We start from the raw sequence: 13,629 nt of genomic DNA, 5'->3' as shown, positions 1-13,629 counted from the left end.
GATGTGGCATCCGATTGCGGTGTCGGTTTCATGGACCTGTTCATCCAAGCAATCGCAGTGCCGGACCGGTGAGACATGTCTCACCGGTCCGGCACTGCGATGGAATGCATCCTACTTGCCGCCGTTCATGATGGCGGCAAGAGATTGAACGCGTGGCAGGTCGAACACCTCATCGGTGTGGATGACCTTGCCATCGGGGCCGGCCAGCGGCACGCGCCAGTTGGAGTATTCGCTGGAAGTGCCCGGTTGGTTCTGTGAACGGGTTTCACCCACGCCATCGACCAGCGCGGCCTGCAAGAGCACGGACGGCGAGCTGAGCAGCATCCTGTGCATTGCCTCTACGATCTCCTGGATATGCCCGTCCACATCGGCGGCGACGTCCGGCGTGACCAATCCGCTTTCCACCAGTCGGTCGAGCATGGCCTGGCGTTCCGCAGCCGCGGAAGCCCGGAACTCCTCGACCGGACCCGATAGCAAATGCAATTGCTCGCGTAGCTTCACGTGTTCGAATTCGAGATAGCCGGCGGTCGGCGGCAGGTCGTGTGTGGTGACGGATGCCAACGCATACTTGCGGTACGTGGCGGGATCGGCATAAGGATCACCGGCGTTGGGGGAGTCATCCACGCGCGCGAACCATTCCACCATGCAGCCAAGCAGCCCATGATCGGCAAGTACGGTGCGGACGTAGTCCGGTACGGTGCCCAGGTCCTCGCCAATCACCAAACCGTTCGCGCGCGTGGCTTCGATGGTAAGGATCGCTATCATCGCCTCGTAATCATACGTAACATACGCACCGCCCTTCGCGCCTTCGCCCTGCGGAATCCACCACAGGCGGAACAGGCCCAGCACATGGTCGATGCGTACCGCACCTGCACGAGAGAACATGTTGTGCACCATGTCGCGATATACGCCGTAACCGGTTTTCTCCAGATAATTCGGATTGAACGGCGGCTGGCCCCAATCCTGACCCTGTTGGTTGTAGAAGTCGGGCGGGCAACCTACGGTCACGCTACCGACGGCAAAACGTTCCGGATTCCACCACACGTCGGCGCCCAATGCGTGCACGCCCACGGCCATATCCTGCACCAGGCCCAGCGCCATGCCGGATTCGCGTGCGGTGCTCTGCGCGGCAGTCACCTGTTCGGCGGCGATCCACTGCAGCCAGCATTCGAAATCCATCAGGTCGGCGTGTTCGTGCATTAACGTGGCCACCTCGGGTGAATCACGGTTCGTCTCGCCGAACCAAGAGCTCTCCCATGGGGCACCCCATACCTCAAATGCCACCGACCATGCGGCGAATGCGCGCAGATCCGGGCCTGACGCCTCCTTGAACGCCTCGAATGCCGATTGGCGCCTGGCGGAACGCGGTACTGCATATATGCGTTGCAGGGCCTTGCGCTTATGCCACCATGCGGTATTGATGTCCATCGGATTCGGGTCGTCGTTGGCCGGCGACACTTCGGCATGCAGACGTTCGACCTCGGCCAGGTCGACTTCATCGAGATTGGCATACTCCTCGATATCCTGCGGCCGAATATAGGTGACGTTGAGGAATCGACGGGATTCCGGCAGATACGGCGAAGGCTCAAGTGGCTCGATCGGTGCGGTCGCATGGATCGGATTGATCAGCATGAAGTCGGCGTGCGACTTCTCCGCGGCGTCTTTCAGCAGTCTTCGCAGATCGCCGTAATCGCCTACGCCCCACGATTCGGCGGAACGTACGGAATACAGCTGCGTCATCCAACCCCAACGCTGCTTTTCGGCAACGGCTTTCGGCAATTCGATGCGGGTCGATGCGCAGATCAGCGTCGCCTCGCCGTGCATCTCACCTGCGTTTACGCGTAGGGTATGGTAGCCGACGGGAATGTCGTCAGGCAGATTCAGCTGCAGTGAGCCGTCATTTTGCGGCATCAGGTGCATGCACAGGTTTTCGGCGTATTGCGTACCGTCTTCCAGCATAAGACGCAACGTCACATCGTTGCCCTTGTTATGAATGGGGATGGTGGTCGGTCTGCCGATGAACTTCACCACGGTCGGCGGTATGAGCGTATCGGCAATGCGCTGCCTGGCCTCGGCGTATGAATCGGTGATGGCTTGCTCGGTGGATGCGTCCACACCCAGTGCGGCCAGCACGGAAACAAGCACTTCGTCGCGGATCTCAACATAGGTGCCGAGCTGGTCGATATACGAGGTGGAGATGCCGTTGATTTTGGCCAGCTGGATAAGCGGGCGCGCGATACGCTCGGCGCTTTCGGTGTGCTGCGTTGATGCTGTCATGCTGATTCAGTCTCCCTTTCGTATGCGTCCGCCTACATGCTGTGCAACGACGCTGTCTATGTGAGTGCCGGCAGGCTGCGATGCCGCCGGCAGGCGTTATGACGATTACTGTACCATAGTATGCTATCGTTTTCAACGTATGTTGTGCTGTCGAAAATGGTTGCGATATATAGGTTTATGATGACTGTGCTATGGCTGGCATATTGATTTGTCGCGGTTGTTATGACGAACGTTTGCAATATGAAGCATACTTAGTCTCGTAGGATTGCGAAGCTTTGCAGGCTCATGTTCAGAGAGTTGCCGGAGACATCGATATCGCCGATATGGAAGATTTCGGTAAAATCGCCTTCCGGCAACTGCAAACGTTCGCTGTGCCGGCTTGGATTGACGGCGATAATCACCCTTTGCGGCCCCGACGACCGCGCGAATGCGAACAATCGCCCACGACTCAATGCCGTGAACGTCCCCCTTGCATGGAGTGCCTCGGTTTCGTTTCTGAGATGGAGCATGTCGTGCACGATGCGCCATAGCGAATCATCTCGTGTTCGCGATTCGGCGACGGTCGGCGCATCGGCGGATGGGTCGACCGGCAGGTAGGCGGAGGTCTCGTCATCCGTGTGCGCGATAGCTCCGGCCTTCAACCCAGCCAAACTTGCTGCGCTCCACTGCATCGGCGTGCGTGAGCCAGTGCGTACGTAACCCCCTTCCAGGGTGGTCAGGGGCAGATATCGCATGCCGATTTCATCGCCGTAATACAGGAACGGCGTGCCTGGCATGGCGAACAGCGTGCAGTAGGCCAGGGCGATCTCGCGTTCGCTCAATCGCGGTGCGATGCGTGCGGTGTCATGATTGCAGGTGATGAAATTAAACGTGCCTCCCAGCCGTTCCGCATCGCGCAGCTGCGGCTCATATTGCTCCAGAAACGAGGCGATCGGCGTCTCAGAATCCGCGTTGAAATAGCTCAGGTCGCCATCGCGGCTCAAGGGGTCGTCAACGTTGCGCAACAACATGTTGTACCCGTTCGGAATGCCGTCCCAGCGCCAGTCCAGATAGAAATCCATGTCGAATCCCGCTTCAAGGCTTTCGCATGGACGTCCCCATTCCGATACGAACGCGACTTCGGGAAATTCCGGGCGAATCTTCGAGAACATGTACTGCCAGGTGCGGATCGTATAGGGCTTGCCGTCATCGTCATGCTTGACGAGACTGTCAGCCATGTCCACGCGGAAGCCATCGGCGCCGCGGGACAGCCAGAAACGCATGATGTCGACCATCGCGTCGGCGGTGGTGAGTGCGTCCGGTCCCAGGGCGGGTTGCTGCCAAGCATGTTTTGGATGGGCGAACCCGTAGTTGAGGGCTGGCTGGCATTTGAAGAAATTCAGGATGTAGGTGCCGTTGCGCGGTGATTCGCCGCCGATGAACGGCAGCCCGTCGCCGCCTGCGATCCACGAATCCGTCCAGATGTATCGATCGGAATACTCGTTGTGATCGGCTTCGGCGCTACGACGGAACCATGCGTGCTCTTCGCTGGTGTGACCGGGGACCAGGTCGAGCAGGATGTGCATGCCGCGTTCGTGTACCTCGTGAAACAGTGCGATCAGATCGGCGTTCGTACCGTATCGGGGGGATACGAGTCGGTAGTCGCGCACATCATAGCCGGCATCTTTGAAGGGGGAATCGAAGCAGGGATTCAGCCAAATCGCATTGCATCCAAGGTCCTGAATGTAATCCAGACGGGCGGTGATTCCGTCGATGTCGCCGATGCCATCGCCGTTCGCGTCGGCAAAGGATTGAGGATAGATCTCGTAGAACACGGCGGTATCGAGCCATGCCGGCCTGGAGTGCGTCGGGCGGGAATCCATGGTGATGTGTCTCCTTGGAAAGATACGGCTTGCCTGATGACGATGAAAATATCCTACCGCAAATTGCAAACGTTGGCAGAAATGTGGTATAGTGACAATCACTGATGCACTCCCGGTGGCTCCAAGGACGGACAGCAATTATCCGTGAAACGATGATGTGAACGTATGCAGAGCTTGAGCGAACGCTTGATACTGGCTGTGTTGAGGGAACACAGGTTATGTGAGGAAAGGAAGATCAATGAAGATCGATTGGAAGAAGGCAATCGGACTGACGGCTGCTGTCTCCATGCTGGTACCGCTTGCGGCGTGCGGCTCCGGAAGCAACGGCTCCTCGGGCTCTTCGGGCACCGAAGCCATCACGCTGAGCGTGTGGGCTCCGCAGGAAGATCAGGCCAAGGACTCCAATTGGCTGGGTAAGGTCGAAGAGAACTTCGCCAAGGCTCACCCGGAATACAAGATCACGTGGAAGAACGATGTCGTCTCCGAGGGCGACGCTTCCAAGAACGTCGCCACCGATCCGGCTTCCGCCGCGGATGTCTACATGTTCGCTTCCGATCAGTTGGGCACCCTCATCGAACGGGGTGGCATCGGACAGCTGGGCACCGACGCCGAGAAGCAGGTCAAGGAACAGAACGGCGATCTGGAAATCAACTCCGTCACCGGCACCGACGGCAAGCTCTACGGCGTGCCGTACACCGACAACACCTGGTTCATGTACTACAACAAGTCCAAGATCACCGCGGACGAGGCCAAGGACTTCGACGCCATGCTCGCCAAGGCCAAGGTCACCTTCCCGATGTCCAATTCCTGGTACATCAACGGCTTCTTCGATGGTCTGACCCTGTTCGGCAAGTCCGGCAACGACGAGAAGGCCGGCATGGTCTTCCCGAAGGATGGCGCCGACATCACTTCCTACCTGGTCGACGTGGTTGCCAACCCGAACTTCAGCAACGATGATGGCGCCTCCGGTCTGGCCGCCATCAAGGACGGCTCCGCCGACGTGCTCTTCTCCGGCACCTGGTCCGCCAAAGACGTCAAGGAAGCCCTGGGCGACAACTACGCCGCCACCCAGCTGCCGACCTTCACCGTGAACGGCCAGAAGAAGCAGATGAAGTCCTTCGCGGCCACCAAGGCCGTCGCCTACAATCCGAACGCCAAGAACACCAAGGCCGCCGCTCAGTTCGCAGCCTACCTTGGCTCCACCGAATCCCAGAAGCTGCATTACGAGATGCGTTCCATCCCGCCGACCGACAAGTCCTTGGCCGATCTCACCAAGGATGATATCGCGGCTCAGGCCCAGGCCGATACCATGGCCAACACCGCAATCCTGCAGTCCGGTCTGGCCGGCATGAACGACTGGTGGACTCCGGCCGAGACCTTCGGCAAGGCTCTGGTCAACAAGGAAATCACCAAGGACAACGCCGCTTCCAAGTACCAGGATTGGGTCACCCAGGCCAAGGGCACCATCGCCGAGTGAATCGGTGATGGCAGACAACAATAACTGAATATTGCGGTGGTCGGCGATGCATTCGCCGACCACCGACCACACTGGACGCATTGCGAGTCATGATGCCTCCTATGATTTCGGCACCATGACTCACTCCTCCTTTACGCTTTGCATTCCCGGGCAAGGTTTTCAATTCTCCTTCCCCTTGTCCGGAAAGCAAGGCCTTTTTATGTAAGCGCGAATCTTTCACGCAATGAAGCACGGCAGAGCGGATCCGCTTCCATGCGTGAGATGGTTCGTTCCCAATAGAGAGGCGGTCGAAATGACAGCAATAACTCTTTCCCCCCGGGAGATGAAGCGCCGCCGGAAGCAAGGCGCTGATTACGTTCCCCCATCGCCATATACGGTAAAGGCGGCATTGACCAAAGGTGATGTATTCACTAGGCTTTCCGCAATCGTGTTCGGTCTGGGCAACATCGTTCGCAAGCAGTATGTCAAGGGCATTGCCATGCTGGCTTTGGAAGTCGCATTCTTTGTGTACCTGTTCACCAGCGGCATCGGATACCTGTCCAAGATTCCGAGCCTAGGAGAAAACAAGGGCGGCAAGAAGCTCGTTGACGGCTTCTGGGAGTACGTCGAACCTGATCGTTCCGTGGTCATCCTGCTGTATGGCGTGTGCTCCATCGTGATTTGCGTCGCCTTCGTAGGGCTGTGGATCCTATCCGTGCGCGCTGCCTACAAGTCCCAGGTCCAGATGCAGGAGAACGGCAAGGCCCCGAGCTTCATGGACGATGTGCATGAATTGCTCGACGCCAAGGCGCACCTGTTGCTGATGTTCCTGCCTACGCTGGGTATTGCGGTCTTCACCGTGCTGCCGTTGATCTTCATGATCTCCATGGCATTCACCAGCTATGACCATAAGAATCTGGTTCTTTTCGATTGGGTCGGCCTGAAGAACTTCGCCACCGTATTCTCCAACAGCGGCGGCACCGTCAATGCCGGACTGTTCGTCCGAGTGCTGATCTGGACCTTGGTGTGGGCGTTCTTCGCCACGTTCCTGAACTTCTTCCTCGGCATGTTCGTGGCCATGATCATCAACCGCAAGACCACTCGCGGCAAGGGCTTCTGGCGTGCATGCTTCTCCATGTCGATCGCCGTGCCGCAATTCGTGTCCTTGCTGGTCATGCACACCATGCTCCAGCCGCAGGGCGCGGTCAATCGCATGTTGCAGACATGGGGCTGGATTACTGATCCACTGCCGTTCTTCACGAACGCCACGTGGGCCCGCGTCACCGTCATCGTCATCAATCTGTGGGTCGGTATCCCGTACACCATCATGCAGATTACCGGCATTCTGCAGAACATTCCGGCCGACCAGTACGAGGCCGCAAAGATCGACGGCGCCAACTGGTGGCAGATCTTCACGAAGATTACCATGCCATATATCATCTTCGTGCTCACTCCGTACCTGATCACCACCTTCACCGGCAACGTGAACAACTTCAACGTGATCTACCTGTTGTCCGCCGGCGATCCGACGCCGCTGGGCGACTCCGCCGGCAAGACCGACCTGTTGATCACCTGGCTGTACAAGCTGACCGTCGACAAGCAGGACTACAACCTGGGTGCCGTCATCGGCATCATGACCTTCGTCGTGCTGGCCGTGGTCTCGCTGATCACCTACCGCAATTCCGGCTCCTACAAGAATGAGGAGGCATTCCGATGAGCAACAAGCACTCCGTAGCCGAAGTCGAAAGCCACGGCCTTTTGCACGACCAGAAGAAGCGCCGCATCGTCGGCGACATCGCGGCCCATCTGTTCCTGGCGGTACTGGCGGTCATCTGGCTCGTTCCGATCGTGTGGGTGTTCGCGGAATCGTTCAATAAGAACACCGCACCGTATACCAGCAGCTTCTTCCCGAAGGAATGGACGCTCGAGAACTATAAGGTGCTGTTCACCGACCGTAACGTGCTGAACTTCCCGAAGATGTTCACGACCACGTTCATCATCGCGTGCTTCACCTGCGTCATCTCGGTGATCTTCGTCTTGTCCGTGGCGTACTGCATGAGCCGCATGCGTTTCCGCGTGCGTAAGACCTTCATGAACGTCGTGCTGATTTTGGGCATGTTCCCGAGCATCATGGCCGTCACCGCCATCTACTTCATTCTCAAGGCCATGGGCCTGGCCGATGGCAACATGACGATCGTCGCCCTGATTCTGGTCTACTCGGCCGGTACCGGCGCGGGCTTCTACGTGATGAAGGGCTATATGGACACCATTCCGACCTCGCTTGACGAGGCTGCGCTGCTTGACGGCTGCACCCGGTTCCAGGTGTTCTACAAGATCATCATCCCGATCTGCAAGCCCATGATCGTCTATCAGGCCATCATCGGCTTCTTGGGTCCGTGGCTCGACTTCGTCATGGCCAAGGTGATCTGCCGCACGCAGTCCAACTACACCGTGGCATTGGGCCTGTGGCTCATGCTGCAGAAGGAATACATCCAGAACTGGTATGCCCGCTTCGCGGCGGCTGCGGTCGTGATCTCCATTCCGATCGCCATCCTGTTCATCTTGATGCAGCGCTTCTACCAGGAATCCATGGCGGGTTCCGTGAAGGGATGATGTAATGACGCTCGTAACCAGCTACGAACAGCCGAATACGAGCGTCGCCGAACCGTTCCCGCTGTGTCTGGAACGGCAACTGGGTGCCGTGGTTTCGCCTGCCGGCACCCAGTTCGCTCTCTGGGCGCCTGCGGCCGATAAGGTGACGCTGAGGCTGTTTACACACGGCTCCATGGGTGAACGCGGCGACGCGTTGATTGGGCAATACCCGATGCGTCCGCAGACGGATGGTTCATGGGTCTATGATTTTGCGGACAACAAGCATGGCGTCTACTACGATTTTTTGATTCACCGTGAATGCGGATCGATCGATCGTGTCGCGGATCCATGGGCTCGTGCGGCCGGCGTGAACGGCCGGCGCAGCATGGTGGTCGACCTGCCCCGCACCGACCCCGAGGGGTGGGATCATGACCATATGCCTGAAATACCGCTGTCGCAGACGATCGTGTGGGAGACGCACGTCGGAGACTTCAGCAATGATCCGGCGGGCGGTTTTCCGGAATCCCATCGCGGCAAGTATCTTGCCTTCACCGATGCCGACACTTCCTTGGACGGCCATCCCGATTTTCCGACGGGTATCGCCTATCTGAAACGACTCGGCGTCACGGCGGTGCAGTTGATGCCGTTGCACGACTATGGTTCCGTAGACGAAACCACCTGCAATCGTTATAACTGGGGTTATGATCCGGTTAACTACAACGTTCCGGAAGGCTCGTACGCGACCAATCCGTATGACGGGGCCGTGCGCATCCGTGAGTGCAAGCAGATGGTGCAGGCGTTGCATGACGCCGGCTTCAAAGTGATCATGGATGTGGTCTATAACCACATGTTCTCACCCGACAACTGGTTCGAGCGGTCCGTGCCGGAATACTTCCTGCGCCGCAAACCGAACGGGGCGCTTGCCAACGGTTCCAGCTGCGGTTGCGACATGGCCACCGAACGCGCGATGTTTCGCCGTTTCGTAGTGGAATCCGTGACATACTGGGCGCGCGAATACCACATCGACGGGTTCCGGTTCGATCTGATGGGGCTGATCGACGTCGACACCATGAACGCCGTGCGTGCCGCCTTGGATGAGATTCCGGAGCGTGGCAGGGACATCATCATGTACGGCGAACCGTGGGCTGCCGGAGCATCCGCGCCGTTGCCGGGTACCGTGCTGGCCGACAAGAAAGGCCTACGATTGCTGGACAAGCGTATCGGGCACTTCTGCGACACTACGCGCGACACCATCAAAGGCCATGTGTTCTATTCGAACCGTCCGGGCTTCGTGAACGGCGGCGAGCATGCCACCGCGCGCAAGATTCGCCAAGCGGTGAATGCGTGGCGTACCTCGCCGCGGCCGGAGGGTGAGGCAGGGCAGATCGTGCAGTACGTTTCGGCGCATGACGATCTGACGTTGTGGGACAAGCTGTGTGCGAGCATACGCGGTGAGGCCGCGGCAGCCGTGGCTGCCTCAAATGGCTCCGACAGGGTCGAGTCATCTGCCGTTGCCAGAGCGGCCGTCACCTCCGGTATCTACGACGCGCGTCCCTTGAATGAAGAGGAGCGCGTCGCGGTACGGCGCATCATGGCGGCGAATCGTATGGCGGCCGGCATCATATTGACCTCCGCAGGTCTGCCGTTCATGCTCTCCGGCGAAGAGTTCGCACGCACCAAATATGGCAATGAGGATTCCTATGATTCCTCCCACGAACTCAACTGGCTCGACTGGAATCATGCCTACCAGATGCGCGACATGATTGACTATTATGCCCGTCTGATCGCATTGCGCAAGGAGAATCCCGACTGGTTCGATGCGCAACGCAGCATCGTCACCACGCCGGGGGACGAGCTGGTATTCCGTGTCAACGGGTATGCGGTTTTCGCCAATCCCGAGGATACGCCGATCGCCATCAATGTCGCGGACATCGCGGTTGCGGGAGACGGGTGGAGCAACAAGCAGTGGTGCGCCGTGCTGAGTTCCGGCCAGATGGGCGTCACGATCGATGCAGGTGATGGTGACTATATCGTGGTGCCGCCGCATACGTTTGCAATCTGGCAGCTCCGCTGAAATGGTCTCCATGACGAAAGGACGGATTATGAACGATGCGGCGTTGATGACAAGGGGGCCACGTTATCAAGTGGTGTTCTTCGATCTGTATGGAACGCTGATCGATATTCGCACCGACGAACGGTCCGAAACCGCCTGGCAGGCGTTGTATGAGAAGTTGCGGGGATTCGGCGTCGAATACGAATCGGTGGAAGCGTTGCGTGGCCGCTTTGCGCGACTCGAGGCGGGTGAGATGCTGCGCCAAGCCAATCGCAGTACCGTGCGGGACGATTGGAGGGAGTTCGATATTCTCCCGGTCTATCGTTCGCTGCTCATCGACCAAGCCGACGAGGTTGAACGGATTCTGCCACTCCCGCAGGCGGCGGCACAGGCGGCTTGGGCGTTCCGTCAGGGCAGTACCGGCATGATCCGACTCTACCAAGGTGCGCTCGATATGATCGGGCGACTGCGGGAAGCAGGCGTGGGAGTGGTGCTGCTGAGCAATGCGCAATCTTGCTATACCCGACCTGAGTTGGAGATGACGGGGCTTGCCGATGTGCTTGACGATGTGATCATCTCCAGCGAGGAGGGCATGCGCAAGCCCGCGCGCGACTTGTACATGTCAGCGCTCGACCGCGAGCTCGTCACCGCCGAACGGTCACTCATGGTCGGCAACGACGAGACCAACGACATCATCGGCGCAGCCGCGGCCGGCATCGACGGCGCGTATTTCCGTACGGAAATATCACCGACGCATGATCCGGTCGTTTCGCGTCATGCGGTATGTTCGTTCACAGGAGCGGACTATGACGGGTTGCTTGACTACGTGCTGAACACCTGAGGAGGATGGTCATGGAAGGATACGCCGAGCACGGCGAAGGAAACGATAGCACCGAGCAGATCGGTTTCGGCGGCTCGCGCAGGCGGCGCCGCGGACGTGGCCTGACCACGTTCGGACTCAAGACGATCGGCGGTTTCTTCCTGTTCCTTTCCGCGGCAAGTACCACGCTCGTGCCGTTGCTGTTCGGCTCGAACACGAACGATATGGGTTCGTTGACCGCGATGGTGCTATGCGAAGTGGTGTCGTGGTGTGCGGTGCCGATGTACGCTTGGCTGCTGGTGCGAGGGTATGAGCACACGCATAGCCGGGTGATATATGGCATGGAGCTGTTCGTGCTGGCGTTGGTCTGCGAAGTGCCGTATGACATGGCCACGTCGGGGCGTGCGTTCGACTTGGGTTCGCAGAATCCCGTGTTTGGTCTGTTCATAGCATTGGCGGTGCTTGCCTTGATGGATTGGATTGCTGAACGCCATCAGGGCGCTATGCGTTGGATTCTTTCCGTCGTGATGGTGCTGATCGGTCTGCTCTGGGACTTGCTGTTGCGCGTCGGATTGCGTCAGCACCTGATGAGCCTAGGAGCGGTGACGCTTGGTTTCGTGTTGATTTTCACCCTCATGCGCAAATATGAGAACACGATGATGCTCACTGCCGGCCTGTTCGGTGCGGTGATGATGATTGCTCCGGGTTTCGGTGTGCTGTTCACTCATTTCCATAACGGCAAACTCGGCTATAGGCATGCGTGGGACAAGTGGGTGTTCTATGCGTTATACCCGGTCTTGCTGCTGGTGTGTGCGTTGGCGGCATGATCCGTATGAGATTTCGATTCGTAAGGATTGCAAGAATGCTGGTTCGTTTTTGACAACGTTCGCAGTATGATGGAATCAGTATCAAGAGGGGCATCGTCGCCATCATGCGTCCATGACGGGCGTGGCGGCAGTGCCGCAAGTCGCAAAGGGGCCGACATGGATAAGGCTGGCATTCGTGAGGTGGCCAAAGCCGCGGGAGTATCGATTTCGACAGTCTCTCGCGCGTTCACGCGTCCCGAGCTCGTTTCCGAGCGCACCAGGCGCAAGGTACTGGAAACGGCCGATAAGTTGGACTTCAACATTTCCCGTTCCGCGACCTCGCTGAAATCCGGGCAGACGTACCGTGTGGCCTTGCTCATGAACGAGGAGATCACCAGCTGGTTCAACACCGAAGTGTTTGCGGGCATCAATGCCGTGATGCATGAAGCCGGCTACGACATTTCCTTGTTCCAGCACATCGATACGGCCGAGAACCGCCGTGATTTCTTCACCAACCTGCCGGTACGCCGTAACGTCGACGCCGTGTTCGTGGCATCGTTCGCCATCGAGCCGCAGGAAGTCGAGCAGCTCAAGCGGATTCATGTGCCGATCATCGGTATCAATACTCCCTCCGCGGCCGGTTTTGACGCAAGCATCAGTATCGATGACGAGGCCGGTATGTTCACCGCCGCACAGCATCTGATCAGTCTGGGACACAAAAACCTGATATACGTGTGCTCCGAGGCGATTGATTCGATCAATTCCTCCATTGACGCCCGAGGGCAGGGCTTCGTTCGCGCCTGCAAGATGGCCGAGGCCACGCATCAGTTCACATGGCAGGTGCTTGCCGTTCCGCGTGGCAAGACATTTGCGGATTCGGCGCTGACGGCATTGCTGGCGCTGGACGAGTTTCCCGACGCGATTTGCTGTCAGACCGATATGATGGCCATCCCATTGGTACTGAAGCTTGATCGTTATGGGCATCGTACGCCACGTGACTTTTCGATTATCGGATTCGATGATTCGCCGTACGCCGATACGGTGAACTTGACCACCATGCGTCAGGATCCGTTTGCCATGGGGCGTCTTGCCGCGCATAAGGCCATGAAGCTCATCGCAGGCGAGAGCGTGGAAACCCCGCATGAAGTGGTTCGCGCCCAATTGGTGCTGCGCGGCACCGATTCCGTGTATGGTGGCAATCAGAGCTAGGTTGGTCTTAAGTTGACGTTTTGCGGGACTGGCATGGGACAGGCCCCGTTTCGTGGTAAATCTTGCGATTTTAGGCTTTGGCACTTATGTCCGCTCGGGTTGTCTCCGGTTTGCTGAAGGCATTGCGTGGGAGTGAAGGTTACGGATTTCGCGACCTTGCATTTCTCTTATATCTGGTACTTTGACATGGGTCAATGGCGTTGACGTCGATTGGAACACCATCTTGCCAAGGGTGCATCGGGTGGTAAAGGGTGTGATGCACGGTTGTACTAGGGGGATGTTTTCTGCAAAAGAATGAAACGTTTTGCAGGTAGGTGTCGCGTGACACGCCGGGGGTGGATGGGCGCATGAGAAACAATCAACCCCTTTGGTGGTCGAGGGCGCTTTTTGAAAACGTTGGCACAATGTCTTTTCTGGTGGTGATGAACCCCTTAAGTAAATTCAACTAATAAAAAATATCTTGCTGGGGGGGGGTAGAGGATTTTTTGTTTCATAGATTTTCATGACTGTAAAGGTTACCGTTATTTCCTGTATCCATAGGATACGTCAGTAAA

Annotated in this window: 9 protein-coding genes; 7 read left to right on the top strand and 2 right to left on the bottom strand. The window is 57.9% G+C overall.

All coding sequences use genetic code 11. The features are described from left to right. Positions 1-111: 111 nt before the first annotated feature. Positions 112-2,277 (bottom strand): 4-alpha-glucanotransferase, encoded by a 2,166-nt coding sequence (malQ, locus tag BBDE_RS10500; protein WP_003838195.1) that lies wholly within the window; start codon positions 2,275-2,277, stop codon positions 112-114. Between the two features lie 251 nt (positions 2,278-2,528). Further along, positions 2,529-4,139 (bottom strand): alpha-amylase family glycosyl hydrolase, encoded by a 1,611-nt coding sequence (locus BBDE_RS10495; protein WP_003838199.1) that lies wholly within the window; start codon positions 4,137-4,139, stop codon positions 2,529-2,531. Between the two features lie 238 nt (positions 4,140-4,377). On the opposite strand from BBDE_RS10495, the gene BBDE_RS10490 reads away from it, so the two are divergent. The 7 genes from BBDE_RS10490 to BBDE_RS10460 all read left to right on the top strand — a co-directional run bounded on the left by BBDE_RS10490 (position 4,378) and on the right by BBDE_RS10460 (position 13,075). After that, positions 4,378-5,616: an extracellular solute-binding protein gene (locus BBDE_RS10490; protein WP_003838202.1), complete on the top strand. Its 1,239-nt coding sequence runs from the start codon at positions 4,378-4,380 to the stop codon at positions 5,614-5,616. 322 nt (positions 5,617-5,938) lie between these two features. Then, the gene (locus BBDE_RS10485; protein ID WP_003844333.1) at positions 5,939-7,312 is read left to right on the top strand and encodes a carbohydrate ABC transporter permease; all 1,374 of its coding nucleotides are present in this window, start codon (positions 5,939-5,941) and stop codon (positions 7,310-7,312) included. Continuing rightward, positions 7,309-8,208, top strand: a complete 900-nt coding sequence (locus BBDE_RS10480; RefSeq protein ID WP_003838207.1) for a sugar ABC transporter permease — start codon at positions 7,309-7,311, stop codon at positions 8,206-8,208. The genes BBDE_RS10485 and BBDE_RS10480 overlap by 4 nt, the downstream gene beginning before the upstream one ends. 4 nt (positions 8,209-8,212) lie before the next feature. After that, complete coding sequence (locus tag BBDE_RS10475) at positions 8,213-10,261, top strand: alpha-amylase family glycosyl hydrolase (RefSeq protein ID WP_003838209.1); 2,049 nt, start codon at positions 8,213-8,215, stop codon at positions 10,259-10,261. Between the two features lies 1 nt (position 10,262). Next, on the top strand, positions 10,263-11,081 hold the full coding sequence (locus BBDE_RS10470) for an HAD family hydrolase (RefSeq protein ID WP_003838211.1): 819 nt from the start codon (positions 10,263-10,265) through the stop codon (positions 11,079-11,081). Between the two features lie 5 nt (positions 11,082-11,086). Next, positions 11,087-11,887: a TraX family protein gene (locus BBDE_RS10465; RefSeq protein ID WP_003838213.1), complete on the top strand. Its 801-nt coding sequence runs from the start codon at positions 11,087-11,089 to the stop codon at positions 11,885-11,887. A gap of 156 nt (positions 11,888-12,043) precedes the next feature. After that, positions 12,044-13,075 carry a LacI family DNA-binding transcriptional regulator gene (locus tag BBDE_RS10460; RefSeq protein ID WP_003838214.1) on the top strand — a complete coding sequence of 344 codons (1,032 nt, stop codon included), beginning with the start codon at positions 12,044-12,046 and terminating at the stop codon, positions 13,073-13,075. Positions 13,076-13,629 lie beyond the last annotated feature (554 nt).

Origin of the sequence: Bifidobacterium dentium JCM 1195 = DSM 20436 (assembly GCF_001042595.1) — a bacterium.
GTDB classification, from domain to species: domain Bacteria; phylum Actinomycetota; class Actinomycetes; order Actinomycetales; family Bifidobacteriaceae; genus Bifidobacterium; species Bifidobacterium dentium.
Note: the sequence above shows the minus strand (reverse complement) of the source record. Positions and strands in the feature narration are given on the sequence as shown.